Source organism: Jiella endophytica (assembly GCF_004519335.1).
Taxonomy (GTDB): Bacteria; Pseudomonadota; Alphaproteobacteria; order Rhizobiales; family Rhizobiaceae; genus Jiella; species Jiella endophytica.
Genome location: NZ_SOZD01000006.1, coordinates 185,450 through 200,602, shown reverse-complemented (window position 1 = coordinate 200,602; position 15,153 = coordinate 185,450). Strand labels below are relative to the sequence as shown.

At 66.1% G+C, this 15,153-nt stretch carries 14 protein-coding genes; 5 read left to right on the top strand and 9 right to left on the bottom strand.

What is annotated here, in order from left to right; genetic code table 11:
* Positions 1-280: 280 nt before the first annotated feature.
* The 4 genes from rpoN to lptC all read right to left on the bottom strand — a co-directional run bounded on the left by rpoN (position 281) and on the right by lptC (position 4,068).
* Complete coding sequence (gene rpoN, locus E3C22_RS19270) at positions 281-1,753, bottom strand: RNA polymerase factor sigma-54 (protein WP_134763501.1); 1,473 nt, start codon at positions 1,751-1,753, stop codon at positions 281-283.
* A 194-nt stretch (positions 1,754-1,947) separates the two neighbouring features.
* Positions 1,948-2,721: an LPS export ABC transporter ATP-binding protein gene (lptB, locus tag E3C22_RS19265; protein ID WP_134763500.1), complete on the bottom strand. Its 774-nt coding sequence runs from the start codon at positions 2,719-2,721 to the stop codon at positions 1,948-1,950.
* Between the two features lie 12 nt (positions 2,722-2,733).
* Positions 2,734-3,357, bottom strand: coding sequence for an LptA/OstA family protein (locus tag E3C22_RS19260; RefSeq protein WP_134763499.1), 624 nt, complete (start codon positions 3,355-3,357; stop codon positions 2,734-2,736).
* A 6-nt stretch (positions 3,358-3,363) separates the two neighbouring features.
* On the bottom strand, positions 3,364-4,068 hold the full coding sequence (lptC, locus tag E3C22_RS19255; RefSeq protein WP_134763498.1) for an LPS export ABC transporter periplasmic protein LptC: 705 nt from the start codon (positions 4,066-4,068) through the stop codon (positions 3,364-3,366).
* A gap of 407 nt (positions 4,069-4,475) precedes the next feature.
* Between lptC and sppA the strand changes: the two genes are divergently transcribed.
* The 5 genes from sppA to E3C22_RS19230 all read left to right on the top strand — a co-directional run bounded on the left by sppA (position 4,476) and on the right by E3C22_RS19230 (position 9,278).
* Complete coding sequence (sppA, locus tag E3C22_RS19250) at positions 4,476-5,459, top strand: signal peptide peptidase SppA (protein ID WP_134763497.1); 984 nt, start codon at positions 4,476-4,478, stop codon at positions 5,457-5,459.
* Positions 5,460-5,558: 99 nt separating this feature from the next.
* Positions 5,559-5,840 (top strand): integration host factor subunit beta, encoded by a 282-nt coding sequence (locus tag E3C22_RS19245; protein WP_134763496.1) that lies wholly within the window; start codon positions 5,559-5,561, stop codon positions 5,838-5,840.
* A 215-nt stretch (positions 5,841-6,055) separates the two neighbouring features.
* Positions 6,056-6,433, top strand: a complete 378-nt coding sequence (locus E3C22_RS19240; protein WP_167591831.1) for a LapA family protein — start codon at positions 6,056-6,058, stop codon at positions 6,431-6,433.
* Positions 6,434-7,054: 621 nt separating this feature from the next.
* Entirely contained in the window at positions 7,055-7,522 is a 468-nt protein-coding gene (locus tag E3C22_RS19235; protein WP_134763494.1) for an Hsp20 family protein, read from the top strand.
* A 358-nt stretch (positions 7,523-7,880) separates the two neighbouring features.
* Positions 7,881-9,278 (top strand): nucleobase:cation symporter-2 family protein, encoded by a 1,398-nt coding sequence (locus E3C22_RS19230; RefSeq protein ID WP_134763493.1) that lies wholly within the window; start codon positions 7,881-7,883, stop codon positions 9,276-9,278.
* Positions 9,279-9,386: 108 nt separating this feature from the next.
* On the opposite strand, the gene E3C22_RS19225 is transcribed toward E3C22_RS19230, so the two are convergent.
* The 5 genes from E3C22_RS19225 to E3C22_RS19205 all read right to left on the bottom strand — a co-directional run bounded on the left by E3C22_RS19225 (position 9,387) and on the right by E3C22_RS19205 (position 14,619).
* On the bottom strand, positions 9,387-10,151 hold the full coding sequence (locus tag E3C22_RS19225) for a HesA/MoeB/ThiF family protein (protein WP_134763492.1): 765 nt from the start codon (positions 10,149-10,151) through the stop codon (positions 9,387-9,389).
* A 4-nt stretch (positions 10,152-10,155) separates the two neighbouring features.
* Positions 10,156-11,337 carry a DNA replication/repair protein RecF gene (recF, locus tag E3C22_RS19220; protein ID WP_134763491.1) on the bottom strand — a complete coding sequence of 394 codons (1,182 nt, stop codon included), beginning with the start codon at positions 11,335-11,337 and terminating at the stop codon, positions 10,156-10,158.
* On the bottom strand, positions 11,334-12,458 hold the full coding sequence (dnaN, locus tag E3C22_RS19215) for a DNA polymerase III subunit beta (RefSeq protein WP_134763490.1): 1,125 nt from the start codon (positions 12,456-12,458) through the stop codon (positions 11,334-11,336). The genes recF and dnaN overlap by 4 nt, the downstream gene beginning before the upstream one ends.
* A 167-nt stretch (positions 12,459-12,625) precedes the next feature.
* Positions 12,626-14,089, bottom strand: coding sequence for a chromosomal replication initiator protein DnaA (gene dnaA / locus E3C22_RS19210; RefSeq protein WP_134763641.1), 1,464 nt, complete (start codon positions 14,087-14,089; stop codon positions 12,626-12,628).
* A gap of 95 nt (positions 14,090-14,184) precedes the next feature.
* Complete coding sequence (locus tag E3C22_RS19205; RefSeq protein ID WP_134763489.1) at positions 14,185-14,619, bottom strand: rhodanese-like domain-containing protein; 435 nt, start codon at positions 14,617-14,619, stop codon at positions 14,185-14,187.
* Between the last annotated feature and the right edge of the window lie 534 nt (positions 14,620-15,153).

The window sequence follows — 15,153 nt, the reverse complement described above, 5'->3', positions numbered from 1 at the left end:
GAGGCCCGGACACTTCCCGCACCGATCCCCGATCGCGCCGCATCGGGCCGGTGCGGCCGGAAGGCCGCAATGCACCATTCTCTCGGCCGGCCGCCATGACGACCGGAACCCCGCAAGGTGGCGCCTTCTAGGAACGTCCTTTGCTCCTGTCAACGCGGCCAATCCTTTGGAGAAACTAGACGTCGGCGGGCGCTTCGCAATGGAGCCGGACGGCCCGCAATGCCGCAGGCCGCTCCGATCCCGCGGCGGCGAGCCAAAATTTTCAAGCGGGGCGAGGGCCTCAGCAGGCAAGCTGGCGGGCATTCATTTCCCGCCTGCGCTGGATCGAGGAGGGAATGCCGAGGGACTCGCGATATTTCGCCACGGTGCGGCGGGCGAGATCGATTCCCTCCTTCTTCAGCACCGCGGCGATGTCGTCGTCGGACATCACGTTGCCGGCGCTCTCGGCATCGATGAGGATCTTGATGCGCAATTTGACGCTTTCGGCCGAATGGGCGTCGCCGCCGTCCGCCGAGGCGATCGCCACGGTGAAGAAGAAGCGCATCTCGAAGGTGCCGCGGGGCGTCGCGATGTATTTCGTCGAAGTCACCCGGCTGACCGTCGATTCATGCATGCCGATCGCCTCGGCGACGGACATCAGCGTCATCGGCCGCAGGCCGCCGACGCCCCTGGTCAGGAAGCCGTCCTGGCGGCGAACGATCTCGGTCGCAACCTTGAGGATGGTCTTGGCGCGCTGGTCGAGCGAGCGCACCAGCCAGTTGGCCGACTGCTGGCACTCGCCGAGAAAGGCGATGTCGGCCTCGCTCAAGGGGGCGCCGCCGCGCACCGCGGCGAGATAGGTGTTGTCGACGATGACCCGGGGCAGGGCATCCGGATTGAGCTCCACCTGCCAGCCCCCGTCGGACGCCTCGCTGACGAAGACGTCGGGGACGATGGCCTCGGAGCCGTCGTGATCGAAGGCATGGCCGGGCTTCGGATCGAGGCCGCGGATCTCGGCGAAAATCTCCATCAGTCCCGGCTCGTCCTCGCCGGTGAGCCGACGCAGGGCGGAAAAGTCACGCCGGGCGAGAAGGTCGAGATTGAGAAGGACGGTCTCGATCACCGGGTCGAAGCGGTTCTGCCGCTTCAGCTGGATGGCGAGACATTCGGCAAGGTCGCGGGCAAAGAGGCCGGCGGGCGTCACCTCCTCCTGCAGCTGCGTGAGGGCGCTCTCGACGTCGTCGGGGCAGAGCGCGAGGGAGGCGGCGATCTCTTCGGCCGACATGCGCAGATAGCCGCTTTCGTCGAGATGCTCGACGAGAGCCTCGCCGATCTGTCTCGCGGCGCCGTCGCCGAGAATGTCGGCCACCTCCTTCAATGCGTGGCCCTGCAGCGAGACGCGCCGGTCGGCGACATCCTCGATGCTGAAATCGCCTTCGCCGGAGGGACCGCGGGCAGTGCCGCGACGCGACAGGGTTCCGACCGGCCGCGGGGCCGTCGCAGCGCTGCCGGATCCGCTCTCCTGATTGCCCGCGGAAATGGCCGGCGCCGCCTGGCCGGACGCATCGCGCGGCTCGGGCGAGGCGGCCGTCGGCCGCAGGTCGTCGCCGCCGGACGCACCCTGCGCGAGCAACGGGTTGCGTTCCATCTGGGTGTCGACGAAGGCCTGGAGTTCCGTGTTGCTGTATTGCAGCAGTCGGATCGACTGAAGCAGCTGGGGCGTCATCACCAGCGACTGGGACTGTCTTATTTGCAACTTTGCGGAAAGGGCCATTTACGCCGATCGGACTCGCTGTGAATCGGGCGCGACGCGGCGTCATGCCAATGTCACGCGGCGACGATGCGGCGGGTCGGGCCAAGGTCCGTGCGACACTCCCCCCAACCCGCACGCCGTCATCAAAGCGGTTCATGCGAGGGGTTGTCAATCGCGGAAGTGACCTATGGTGCACGCGGGCGACCGCGATGAGCTCAAAAGCTGAACTGGTCGCCGAGATAGAGCCGGCGCACGTCCTGATTGTCGACGATCGCCTGCGGCGTGCCATGGGTCAGGACCGAGCCGGCATGCATGATATAGGCGCGGTCGATGAGGCCGAGCGTCTCGCGGACATTGTGGTCGGTGATGAGAACGCCGATGCCGCGCGCCGTCAGATGCCGCACCAGCCCCTGGATGTCGGCGACGGCGATCGGATCGACACCGGCAAAGGGCTCGTCGAGCAGCATGAAGGTCGGCTTGGAGGCCAGCGCCCGGGCGATCTCGCAGCGCCGTCTCTCGCCGCCCGAGAGCGACGTCGAGGGCTGCTTGCGCAGATGCGAGATGTGGAACTCCTCGAGGAGCTCGTCGAGCTGGCTTTCCCGCGCCTTGCGGTCAGCCTCGGCGACCTCGAGCACGGCGCGGATGTTGTCCTCGACGGAGAGGCCGCGGAAGATCGAGGCCTCCTGCGGCAGATAGCCGATGCCGAGCCGGGCGCGGCGATACATCGGCACCCGGGTGATGTCGTGGCCGTCAAGGCCGATGCGGCCGCTGTCGACCGGCACCAGACCGGTGATCATGTAGAAGCAGGTGGTCTTGCCGGCACCGTTCGGCCCGAGCAGGCCGACGGCCTCGCCGCGGCGCACCACGAGCCCGACATCGTCGACGACGCGCCGGCCGCGATAGGTCTTGGTCAGGCCCTGCGCGACCAGCGTTCCCTCGAGACGGCTGGCGCTCGGCGCCGAACCGTCGGGATGCGATTGGACATTCACGCCGAAACCTTTCTAGCGCGTCTGGCCACTGCCGCTCTGGCCGGGCGTCAGCATCAGGCGGACCCGGCCGCCGCCGCCGCCCTTGCCGCAGCTCTGGCTCTCCAGCCGGGCGACGCCGGTGTCCATCCGGATCGTCAGGCTGCAGCCCTCGGCGACGTTCTCGCCCTGGGTGAGGACGACGTTGCCGGTCAGGGTGACGAGCTTTTTGGCCATGTCGAAGGTCGCGTTGTTGGCCGTCGCGACCTGGTCGGAAGACTTCACATAGACGTTGTTCGTCGCCTCCAGCCGGTCGATCTGGCTGGAGCCGCCGGGCAGCGTGCCGGGGGCCGACTGCGCCTTCGCCGCATCAGCCGACCCATCCGACTGCTTGCCGTCGCGCTTGTAGTAGACCAGCAGCTTGCCGGCGCTGAGCTGGACCTCGCCCTGCTTGACGGCGACATTGCCGGTGAAGGTGGCGATGGTGTTGCGATCGTCGACGTCGAGCTCGTTCGATTCGATGGTGATCGGCTGGTCGCCACGAAGCTGCAGGCCGGTGAAGGTCTGCCGCGAGCCGCTGCTCTGGGCCACCGCCGCGCTGGTGGAGATGAGGAGGAGGGCGGCGCAGGCGGCCTTGATGCGGAACATAGGTGAGCTCATGCTCGATCACTCTTTCGACTGGAACGCGGAAGTCTCGCTCTTCAGCGAGGCGGGATTGATCAGCATCTTCACCCGGCCGCCGAACTGCAGCAGGCGGCCGCTGTCGGAGACTTTGAGGCTCTGTGCCTGGATCGTCTGGGTGCCCGACCGGATCAGGACAGGGCCCTTGCCGTCGAGAACCCCCGACGTGAGGTTGATGTCGGCGCCGGCGAGCTTGACCGAAACGCCGTTGGTCGTCTCGACGGAAATGCCCTTGGTGAGCTGCAGCGTGCCGGCGGTCGCGTCGTAATAGCCGGCCGGGGCGAGGATATCGGCGGTCGCGTCCTCGCCGATCGAGACCTTCGCCTGGATCGCGTCGAGGCTGATGCCGCCGCCGTCGAGGGACTGCACCGCCCGCTGGGCGATCAGCTGATAGGGCCGGTTCTTGCTGTCGACGCCCGACATGCGCGGATCCTGCATCACCACGCTGCCATCGTCGATCGAGGCGCTCGTCACCGAAACATTGTCGGTCACGCTGCGGGCGAGCCAGATCAGCGCGAAACCGCAGACAATGATGACGGCGGCGAGGATCGGCAGGCCGATCTTCAGCGCCCGCACCAGACGGGAGTGCCGCGCGGCACGGGCGAACTCGGCCTGCCGGGCGGCCGAAGCCGCCACGTCATGCGTGGCGCCCAGTCGCCGCGGGTCGAGGTCAACCGTCTGGAATGTCAAGGAAACCTCTCATACAAACCGGCCCTGACGGAATTTGCGGGCCGTCATGCGAGCTATACGAACATGTGCAAAGCGGCGCCTTGTACCATCAATGTGTGTCTATTGCGACAATGATCGGTACCCGCGCGGCATATGGTCCGCGACTGTGGTGAATGAACAGCGCCTGCCGGTAGAAACCGGTTTCGGCTTCACAGTCGCTGCTCTTTTCGCTAGTGCTCCGGCTGAGGGATCGGCCGCGCGCCGATCTCAGGATTTCGCGTCAATGTCGTGAGCGAAGGGGCAACGATCAAGGTCGCCGGCCGCATTGAACAAACCGTTTCGATCGACGATCGGGGTTTTTCGCCGCCGATTGCGGGATCTCGGAGCGGTGGGTGCTGCGAGGCGGACCCGGTCGGGCGGAGTGGTCAATGGTCAATGTCGCCGCAGAGATGATCGACCGACGGCGACTGCGTCGCAGGTTGAGCTTCTGGCGCATCGCCGCGGTCGTCATCGCCATCGTGGCGCTGATCGCGACGCCGCTGCTGCTCGGCTATCCGAAGAGTTTCGGCGAGAGCCTGTCGAACCAGATCGCCAGGGTTTCGATCGAGGGGATGATCCTCGAGAACCAAAAGCTGCTCGACCTTCTGGGCAAGCTGAAGGACGAGGACAACGTCAAGGCCGTGGTGCTGCGCATCGACACGCCGGGCGGCACGACGGTGGGCGGTGAATCGATCTATGAGGCGGTGCGCGCCCTTGCCGAGAAGAAGCCGGTGGTCGCCGAGGTCGGCACGCTGGCGGCCTCGGCCGGCTACATGATCGCCGCGGGCACCGACCACATCGTCGCCAGGCGCAATTCGATCGTCGGCTCGATCGGCGTGATCTTCCAGTATGTGAATGCCGAGAAGCTGCTCAATACGGTCGGAGTGCAGGTCAACGCCATCAAGTCGTCGCCGCTGAAGGCCGAGCCGTCGCCCTTCGGCCCACCGCCGGCCGGCGCCGAGGACATGATCCGGCGCCTGGTGATGGACACCTATGACTGGTTCGTCGGCCTCGTCGCCGAGCGGCGGAACATCTCGGTCGAGGAAGCGCGGCGGCTTTCCGACGGCTCGGTCTTCACCGGCCACCAGGGGCTGGACCTCAAGCTCGTCGACGAGATCGGCGGCCCGGAGACGGTGCGGGCCTGGCTGGAGAAGGAAAAGAAAATTCCCAAGGGGCTGGAGTTCGTCGACCGCAAGCCGCAGGACGATTCGTCCTTCTCCTTCCTGTCCTCGGCGCGCTCGCTCGCCTTCTCCTTCGTCGGCCTCGATCCGCGGGCAGGAGACCTCGAATCCGCCGTGATGATGAAGACCGGCCGGCTTGACGGGCTCGTATCGCTCTGGCAGCCTTTCAGTAGCCGCACAAGTGTTCAGTGAAGCCTCGGAAATGGCTGTGAGTTTCGCCGACGGAAAGGCCCCTGTCGGCCACATCTGGAACCCGCTTCCCATGGCGGTTTTGCATGAGGGATACCGCACATGATCAAGTCCGAGCTCGTCCAGGCCATCGCCACCCGCAACCCGCATCTCTACCAGCGGGACGTCGAGACGATCGTCAACGCCATCTTCGACGAGATCACCGAAGCGCTGTCCGATTCGAACCGGGTCGAGCTGCGTGGCTTCGGCGCCTTTTCGGTGAAGAACCGGCCGCCCCGCTCGGGCCGCAACCCGCGGACCGGCGAAGCCGTCTCGGTCGAGGAAAAGTGGGTGCCGTTCTTCAAGGCCGGCAAGGAGCTGCGCGAGCGGCTCAATCGCAAGTAGGCACGCGACGGGTTGCAGGCGCTGACGCGTCGTGCCGGCGAACCACCGCGCTGCCGCGTTGACGCGGCCCCCGCTCATGCCATCTTATGGCTTGATGCGAACTCGCGACGCGAGAATCGATGAAACGGGCGAGGGCGCCTTTCCGTCGGCCGCCGGGGTGCCTTCCGCGCCGGGCGACAGACGGGGCTTCTCGCCAAGAGCCTGGACGAAGTGACATGATCGCCAAAATCATCGCCGCCCTCATCCTCCTGCCGATCGCCGTGGTGCTGGTCGTCTTCATGGTGGTCAATCGCGGCGACGTCACCGTCAGTCTCGACCCCTTCGGCAGCATCCCGCAGCTGAGCTTCGAAGCCTCCCTGTCGATCCTCCTGATGTGCGCGGTCCTCGCCGGCGTCATTCTCGGCGGGATCGGGACCTTCCTGACCCAGGCGCACCATCGCCGCGCGTCCTACAAGCGCAAGCACGAGATCGAGCGCCTGGAGCGCGAGATGGCCAAGCAGGACGAGCGCATCCGGATGCTGGAAGAGGATCGGGCGGCGACGGCCGCGGGTGAAGGATCGCGGGCGCTCGCACCGGTGGCGCGGGCAGCCTGACGCGCGTCGAAGGGCCCGGCGCACCGGCGCGGCCGTCCATGTGCGCAGACGCGTCGCACCGACAAGATCTCTTTGAAAAAAGAGACCGGGAGCCCCGTCTCAGAACTCCCGGTCCAGCGGCCACAGTGGAAGGGACGGGACACTGCGACCGTTTCGAAACCGCCGAACGCAACATCGAAGACGGGCGGCGGAGCGAACGAGGCGGCTTCTGGATCGCCGGGACCCGATCTGCTCCATGACGCACATCCTGCCAAAGGTCTCCTGAACGCGGCCGGAAGCCGCCATTCATCTGTCGTTCAGACTATTTTGCCGTCCGATGGTCACCTTCTCGGCGACCGGCGACCGCGGGCAGAACTGGTAAATCGGCAGTGGCGGGCCCGGGCGCGGCAGCTGGCGAGTGGTCGGCACAGCTCGCGCGAGCCGCAGCGCCAGTTGCCACGCCAGTCCGTCCCAGCAACCCAAAAATTTTTGCTTGGGGACCCTTGAGGCACTCTTGAAGCGCCGAACAGGGGCTCCCAGATCAGGAGGGCGGCCGCTGGAAAGGGCCGCTAGACCGAAGCAACGCCAGTCGGGTTGCTTGATCGGTCAAGGACGAAACTTGTTGCTCAAATGGAGAACATCATGCGTCACGTCGACTTTGCCCCCCTCTATCGTTCCACCGTCGGTTTCGACAGGCTCGTCTCGATGCTCGACGGGCTGTCCCAGCCGGACAACGGCCAGACCTATCCGCCCTACAACATCGAGCGCACCGGCGAGAACGCCTATCGCGTCACCATGGCGGTGGCCGGCTTCGACGAAACCGAGCTCTCGATCGAGTCGCGTGAGAACACGCTGACCGTCAAGGGCGAGAAAGTCGAGAAGGAGGACGGCTCCACCGAGACCCTCTATCGCGGCATTGCCGGGCGCGCCTTCGAGCGCCGCTTCCAGCTTGCCGAACATGTCGAGGTGAAGGGCGCGAGCCTCAAGAACGGCCTGCTCCACATCGATCTCGTGCGCGTCATTCCCGAGGCGATGAAGCCCCGCAAGATCGAGATCGCCACCGCTGCCGGCAACGGCAACGAGAAGCAGATCGAGGCTGCGGCCGCCTGACGAGGCACGCACATTGCAAGCCGCCTGAGGCGGCTGCCGAGATGAACCGTCGACGCCTCCGGGTCCATTCCCGGGGGCGTTTTCCTGTGCGGTCCCGATCGGTGGTCGTGATGGTCCTGCGATCTGTATCCGGGGTCTCGCCGGCATTTCTCCGCTGAGCGCGGTGCGTCTGCCCGGGGCGCTGGAGATGACGCTGTCACTCACCCCATCGACTTATCGCGCTCTCCGGAAATCGATTGCGATTTTTCGGACTGACGCAGTCGGGAACTGGTACGCTTCCTGCTTGATCTTTCGCCAGGCACGGGAAATGCGGCCGGATCGCTCGGCTCTCCGGTGCGATGACGCAAGGAGAGGCGCAATGAGCGAAAAGACGGCAACCCCTGTCGGCACCCTGATCTACGCCCTCGACGACGTGCCGCCGCCCGGCGCTTCGGCGCTCGCCGCCCTGCAGCACATCCTCGCCGCCATCGTCGGCATCGTCACGCCGACGCTGATCATCGGCGGCGTCCTCGGCCTCGGCTCGGAGGTTCCCTATCTCATTGCCATGTCGCTGTTCGTCTCCGGCGTCGCGACCTTCATCCAGTGCCGGCGGATCGGCCCGGTCGGCTCCGGCCTCCTCAGCCTGCAGGGCACGAGCTTCGCCTTTCTCGGCGCCGTGCTGGCGGCAGGGCTCGCGGTGAAGGGGAGGGGCGGCTCGCCGGAAGACATCCTGGCGATGATCTTCGGCCTCTGCCTCGTCGGCTGCCTGGTCGAGGTCGTGCTGTCGCAATTCATCGGCAAGCTCGGCCGGATCATCACCCCGACGGTGACCGGCATCGTCATCACCGTCATCGGCCTGTCGCTGGTGAAGGTCGGCTTCACCGACTTTGCCGGCGGCGCCAATGCCGGCGAGAGCCTCGGCGATCCGATGAACCTTTTCCTCGGCATCTTCGTCGTCGCGGTGATTCTCGTCCTGTCGTTCCACGCCAACCCGATGATCCGGATCTCGGCGATCATGCTCGGCCTCGTCGCCGGCCTGCTCCTCGCCCTCGTACTCGGCAAGGTCGACTTTTCGAGCTTCGGCTCGGGAGCGCTCCTGGCCGTGCCGATCCCGTTTCGCTACGGGATCGACTTCGACATCGCGCTGTTCCTGCCGATCGCCTTCATCTATCTGATCACCGCCATCGAGACGACCGGCGACCTCACCGCCAATTCGGTCATCGCGGGCGAGCCTGTGAAGGGCGACCTCTACCTTGCGCGCATCAAGGGCGGGGTTCTCGCCGACGGCATCAATTCCGGCCTTGCCGCCGCGTTCAACACCTTTCCGAACACCACCTTTTCCCAGAACAACGGCGTCATCCAGATGACCGGCGTCGCCAGCCGCCACGTCGGCTACTACATCGCCGGCATCCTGGTGGTGCTCGGTTTCTTCCCGATCATCGGCAGCGCCTTCCTGATTCTGCCGAAGCCGGTGCTCGGCGGCGCGACGCTCGTGCTCTTCGGCACCATCGCCGTCGCCGGCATCCGCATCCTCGCCACCGAGGAGATCGACCGGCGCAAGGCCTACATCATGGCCGTGTCCTTCGGCCTCGGCCTCGGCGTGACGCTGGTTCCCGACGCGACGAAACAGCTGCCGGACTTCATCCGCCAGGTCTTCGCGACGCCGATCACCCTGTCTGGCCTGTCGGCGATCCTGTTGTCGCTGCTGATCCCGGTTGGCACCGAGGAGGTGGCGCCGGCGACCGACGAGGCGAATGGCGCGCTGCCGGCGGAGTGACGCGGTGAGGTCTCGCGGCTTCGGCAAACGATTGCCAAACGAGATCAGCAATTCGGCTGAAGATCTTGGTCGCAAGGCAGGATTTCAAATCCGGCCGGAGCTTTGGCCCTATGCGGATTTCGGTCGCCGGTAGCGGATCGTCTCGAAGCGCGGTGCCAGCAGGTCGACCATCAACAGCCGGCCGATCAGCGGCTCGCCGAGGCCGCAGATCAGCTTGATCGCTTCGTTGGCGGCGAGCGTCCCGAGGGCGCCGGTGGTGGTGCCGAGGATCCCGGCCTCGGCGCAGCTCGGCACGACGCCGGGCGGCGGGGCCTCGGGAAAGAGGTCGCGATAGCGCGGGTTCAAACGGCCCTCGGCGTCGGTCAGATGCGGCGCGAGCACGGTGAGCGATCCGGAAAAGCGCTGGACGGCCGCCGTGACGAGCGGGATCCTTGCAGCCTCGCAGAGATCGGCCATCAGATAGCGGGTGGAAAAATTGTCCGAGCCGTCGATGACGAGATCGTAGCCGCCGACGATGGCCGCGCCGTTCTCTTCGTCGATCCGAAGCGGATGCGGGACGAAGGAGACATGCGGATTGATTCCGACGATCCGGCTCGCGGCGCTTTCCAGCTTGTCGCGGCCGACATCGGCGGTGCCGTGGATCACCTGCCGCTGCAGGTTCGACAGCGACACCTGGTCGTCGTCGGCCATGCCGATCGTCCCGACGCCGGCAGCGGCAAGATAGAGGGCCACCGGCGAGCCGAGGCCGCCGGCGCCGATGACGAGGACGCGGGCGCGCTTCAGCTTCTGCTGGCCCGGGCCACCGACTTCCGGCAGCACGATGTGGCGGGCATAGCGCTCGATCTCTTCGCTCTGGAGTGGCGTCTCGCTCATGTCGTCATCCTCCGCTCCTGGCGGCAACCTCGATCATGTCCGCCCGGCCGGTCAGTGCCTCGAACAACTGGGCGTCGGTACCGGTCATGAAGGCCTGGACGCCGAGCGAGGCGACGAGGTCGTAAAGCGCCTCGCGCCGGCCGGGGTCGAGATGGGCGGCAACCTCGTCGAGCAGCAGGATCGGTGCGTGGCCGGAGAGCTGGGCGACCAGCTGCGCATGGGCCAGCACCAGGCCGATCAGCAGCGCCTTCTGCTCGCCGGTCGATGCGAGCGCCGCCGGCATGTCCTTGGCCTGGAAGAACACCGAAAGGTCCGCCCGGTGAGCGCCCTCGCGGGTGCGCCCGCTGGCCCGGTCGAGGCCGCGCGACCGCTTCAGCCCGGCGCGCACCTCTTCCTCGGTTTCGATCGAGGCCCTTGCAAGATCCGCCGCTTCGTAGCCGGAGTTCAGGTCCAGCTTCGCCAGCGGGAAGGGGCTGGCGCTGGCCGCCGAGGCGATCTTTTCGGTCAGCATGCGGGTGAGCTCGCTGCGGGCAATCGCCATGGCGACGCCGAGTTCGGCCATCTGCGCCTCGAGACCGGAGAGCCAGACATCGTCCGTCCGGTCCTCCGACAGGAGGCGGTTGCGCGAGCGCATCGCCCGCTCGTAGTCGCTGGCCCGCCGGCCGTGGCCGGGGTCGATGGCGAGCACCATCCGGTCGAGAAAGCGCCGCCGGTCGCTGGAAGGGCCGGTAAACAGCCCGTCCATCGCCGGGGTGAGCCACAGGACCCGGCATGTCTCGAGCAGCTCGTCGGCGGTCTTCGCCGCGGTCTCGTCGATTTTCAGATTGCGCGAGGCCGGCGCGCCGCTTGGCGGGGAAAGCCGCGATTCGATCAGCGCCTCGCTGCCGTTCGAGACAAGGCCGGCCCGCACCAGGAAGCCGCCGCTGCCGCCCTGCCGCGCCATCTCGCCATAGGTCGCGCGGCGGATGCCGCGGCCGGGCGAGAGCAGGGAGAGGGCTTCGAGGAGGTTGGTCTTGCCGGCGCCATTGTCGCCGTGAAAGACGACGAAGCCGCTGTCGAAGGCGAGATCCAGCGTCGCATAGTTGCGGAAGTCGCCGAGGCGCAGCCGCGTGACCCGCGACGGCGGCGGCGATGAAGGCGTCGTCGGGGCGTCGCTGTCCGGTGCCGTCCTGGAGGCTTCGCTCACACCCGCATCGGCATCAGGACGTAGAGCGTCGTCTCGTCGCCTCCGTCCCTGATCAAGGTCGGCGAGCCGGGATCGGCCAGCATGAAGACGGCGCTTTCGCCGGAGAGCTGGCTGGTGATGTCGAGGAGATAGCGGGCGTTGAAGCCGATCTCGATGTCCTCGGCGTCGTAGTCGACGGCGAGTTCCTCCGTCGCGGTGCCGCTGTCCGGCGAATTCACCGTCAGCACCAGCTGGGCGGGGGAGATCGACAGCTTCACCGCGCGGCCACGCTCCGATGAAATCGTCGAGACGCGGTCGACGGCGGCCGAGAAGGTCTGCCGGTCGAGGGTGAGGGCCTTGTCGTTGTTCTGCGGGATCACCCGCTGATAGTCCGGGAAAGTGCCGTCGATCAGCTTGGAGGTCATCACCACCTCGCCGATGGTGAAGCGGATCTTCGAATCGGAGAGTTCGACCGACACGGTGTCGTCGTCGCCGCAGTCGCCCAGCAGCTTCTGCACCTCGCCGACGGTCTTGCGCGGCACGATGATGCCCGGCATGCCCTCAGAGCCCGCCGGCGCCTTCACCTCGGCCCGGGCAAGGCGATGGCCGTCGGTCGCGACGGCGCGCAGCGACAGGTCGCCGTCGGCCTCGACGGTGTGGATGTAGATGCCGTTCAGATAGTAGCGCGTCTCCTCGGTGGAGATCGCGAACTGGGTGCGCTCGATCAGCCCGAGCAGCTCGGAGGCCTTGAGAGAGAAGCTGTGGCTGAGGCTGCCGGCGGTGATGTCCGGGAAATCGGCCTCTGGCAGGCACTGCAGGCGGAAGTTCGAGCGGCCGGAGGAAACGCTCATCTGCGTTCCCTCGCCATTGGTCTGCAGCTTGACCTCGGAGCCTTCCGGCAGCTTGCGGACGATGTCGTAGAGAAGATGCGCCGGAACCGTCGTCGCGCCGGCCTCCTCGCCCATCGCCGGGACGTTCTCGGTGATCTCGATGTCGAGGTCGGTCGCCTTCAGCCGCATGCCGGTGTCCTCGGTGCGGACCAGAACGTTCGACAGGATCGGAATCGTGTTGCGTCGTTCGACGACGCGGTGAACGTGCGACAGCGACTTCAGAAGGTTCGAACGCTCGATGATGATACGCATGAGATCTGCCGTTCCATTATGTCCCGGCGCGAAGACGTGGCGTCCGGGACCAATGTTCTTAAGGGTAAGCTGCCGGCTTGAAAAGAGCGGCGCAGCCCGGCGAGGCTCCAATCGGAGCATCGAGCGGGCGGCAATTCAAGCGGTGCCTGGGCGAGGCGGGAAAACGCCTATTCCTCGATCATCCGGCGGATGAGATCGAGCTCGTTGGAGAACGTCTCGTCCCGCGAGCGTTCGCCCTCGATCTTGCGCACCGCGTGGAGCACCGTCGTGTGATCGCGGCCGCCGAAGCGCCGGCCGATCTCGGGCAGCGAGCGCGGCGTCATCGTCTTGGCGAGATACATGGCGATCTGCCGGGGTCGCACGATGGTCTTGGTGCGGCGCGAGGAAAGGATGTCGGTCCGGGTCACGTTGTAGTGCCGGGAGACGAATTTCAGGATGTCCTCGATGCGGACCCGGCGCTCGACATTCGCCCGGGTCAGCTGGTTGAGGAGGTCTTCGAGATGCTCGGCCGACAGGGGCTGGCCGAGGGAATGGCGAAAGGCGATCTGGTTGAAGGCGCCTTCGAGGTCGCGGCCCGAGCCGACGACGCGGCGGGCGATCGTGTCGATCATGTGGTCGGGCATGGCGAAGGTCGAGTCCTCGCCGCGCATGGCGCTGGCGCGGGTCTCGAGGATCGCCTTGCGCATCGGATAGTCCGGCACGCCGATTTCCAGCGTGATGCCGTTGGCAAGCCGCGAGCGCACCCGCGGATCGAGGGATTCGAGATCGGCCGCCGGCCGGTCTGCGGCGCAGATCACCTGCTTGGCCGAATCGATCAGCGCGTTGAGGAGATGGCAGAATTCCTGCTGGATCGACTTGCCCTGGAGGAACTGGGTGTCGTCGATGATCAGGATGTCGATACCGCGCAGCGTCTCCTTCAGGTCGAGGGCGCGGTTGTCGCGGATGGCGGTGGCAAAGCGCCACATGAAATATTCCGCCGTCAGATAGACGACCCGCGGCTGGTCCGGCCGGCGCACCGCCGCATTGGCGATCGCCTGCAGGAGATGGGTCTTGCCGAGGCCGACGGCGGCGTGGATGAACAGCGGATTGAAGCGCACCGAGCCCGGGCCGTTCTCGGCCACCGATTTGGCGGCGGCGAGCGCGACGCGGTTCGACGAGCCCTCGACGAAGCTGTCGAAGACGTAGCGCGAATCGAGCGGCGAGCCGAATTCCGGCGAGCCCGAGATGGCGAGCGGCGTCTCGGCGGAACGCGGCTGTTCCACCATTGCGGCCTTCTCGACCATGCGCGCCTCGCCGGCGACCAGCGGCGCGGTGCTTTCGGCCCTGCCGCCGATGCGGCTGGAGCGGATGGTGACGCCGCCGCCCCGCACGGCCGAGCGAACGGCGATGTCGACGCGCAGGTTGCCCGGCACCTCGTCGGCGAAGATCTCGGTCAAGAGCTCCTGATAGTGCGACTGGATCCAGGACCGCAGGAAGGCGGTCGGCACCGACACCTGACAGACGCCCTTGCCGAGGCTGTCGAGCTTCATGCGCTGGAACCAGCTCATGAAAATGTCCTGGCCGAGCTGGGCCTTGAGGCGCATCTTGACGCGCTCGATCACCTCGGCCCGATCCTCGTCACCAACCGTCATGTCTGCCCCGTAATCGCCGCTGTTCTTCGCCTTTCCGGCGGATCCGCCGGAAACCTCGATCCTCGTCCTGCCTGCCGCTGCCGGCCCCGCATGGTTCATCTCTGTAGCCATGGGAGATCCTCCGCTTTCCAGCCGGCCCTGGTTCCGCGATGGCCGTTCTCGTCCGGCGGCCCCTCGAAGCCGTCGAGGACATTGAAGCAGTGCTCGTAGCCCGCTGCGGTGAGGGCTCTCGCGGCCGCGATCGACCGCACGCCGGAACGGCAGAGCAGGAAGACCCGGCTCGACGCATCGTGCGAGCCCTCGGCCAGCGCACCCGCCACCCGTTCGGCGAAGTGCGGATCGACCGCCATGGAGGGGAAGGACTGCCACTCGGCGAGGACCGGCGTCTTGCCGACCGGCGAGAGGTCGGGGATGCCGACATAGGTCCACTCGGCTGCCGTCCTGACATCGACGAGCACAGCCGAGGGGTCGTCCGACAGTGCCGACCAGCATTGCTGGGCGGTCACGTCGCCTTCGTAGCCTTGCGCCATTGCACCTTCCCGTCAGAAAATAAAGCAGAAGTATTGTACCGGCCCATGATAAGGCCAGTAGTCTTCTGTCGCTGGTTTTATGATTGAGACGCTAAAGCTAATAGACTGTCGTAGAGGGAACCGCAGACGGACACATCGCAGCTTGCCTGGAAGCTTTGGATAAGTCCGCTTGTCCCCACACTTTGTCTACTCCGCTCTTGTCGCGGAAAAGAATTTACGAGACCCGGAGGGGCGGGGCAAGCCGAGTCGAGTCGATTTCGGGGCGCTTGGAGAGGGCATGTGGCGACTCGGTCATCAGCGTTTCCGACGAGCCTCGTTGCAAGCCCTTGGCACCAAGCGGTTTGTGCAATGCGCAACCCCTTAATGCAGACCCGAAATATTTAATTTTGCAGATTTTGTGACACGGGACTTGACTCAATGACTTGCGCAAAAATGGTTAGCCGGCAACAACTAGCCATTCAGTGACCTCGCCCAAGTCATTGACGGATATAGGGTTTTCCGAGAGGCCGGGAATCGGCGTGCGATGGCGACAAT

Coding starts and splice junctions, on each gene's coding strand:
- dnaN (WP_134763490.1), bottom strand. CDS start 12,458: ATGCGTATCATCATCGAGCGTTCGAACCTTCTGAAGTCGCTGTCGCAC.
- E3C22_RS19260 (WP_134763499.1), bottom strand. CDS start 3,357: ATGAGCTCACCTATGTTCCGCATCAAGGCCGCCTGCGCCGCCCTCCTC.
- E3C22_RS19235 (WP_134763494.1), top strand. CDS start 7,055: ATGCGTCACGTCGACTTTGCCCCCCTCTATCGTTCCACCGTCGGTTTC.
- E3C22_RS19245 (WP_134763496.1), top strand. CDS start 5,559: ATGATCAAGTCCGAGCTCGTCCAGGCCATCGCCACCCGCAACCCGCAT.
- E3C22_RS19225 (WP_134763492.1), bottom strand. CDS start 10,151: ATGAGCGAGACGCCACTCCAGAGCGAAGAGATCGAGCGCTATGCCCGC.
- rpoN (WP_134763501.1), bottom strand. CDS start 1,753: ATGGCCCTTTCCGCAAAGTTGCAAATAAGACAGTCCCAGTCGCTGGTG.
- E3C22_RS19240 (WP_167591831.1), top strand. CDS start 6,056: ATGATCGCCAAAATCATCGCCGCCCTCATCCTCCTGCCGATCGCCGTG.
- dnaA (WP_134763641.1), bottom strand. CDS start 14,089: ATGACGGTTGGTGACGAGGATCGGGCCGAGGTGATCGAGCGCGTCAAG.
- E3C22_RS19230 (WP_134763493.1), top strand. CDS start 7,881: ATGAGCGAAAAGACGGCAACCCCTGTCGGCACCCTGATCTACGCCCTC.
- sppA (WP_134763497.1), top strand. CDS start 4,476: ATGGTCAATGTCGCCGCAGAGATGATCGACCGACGGCGACTGCGTCGC.
- E3C22_RS19205 (WP_134763489.1), bottom strand. CDS start 14,619: ATGGCGCAAGGCTACGAAGGCGACGTGACCGCCCAGCAATGCTGGTCG.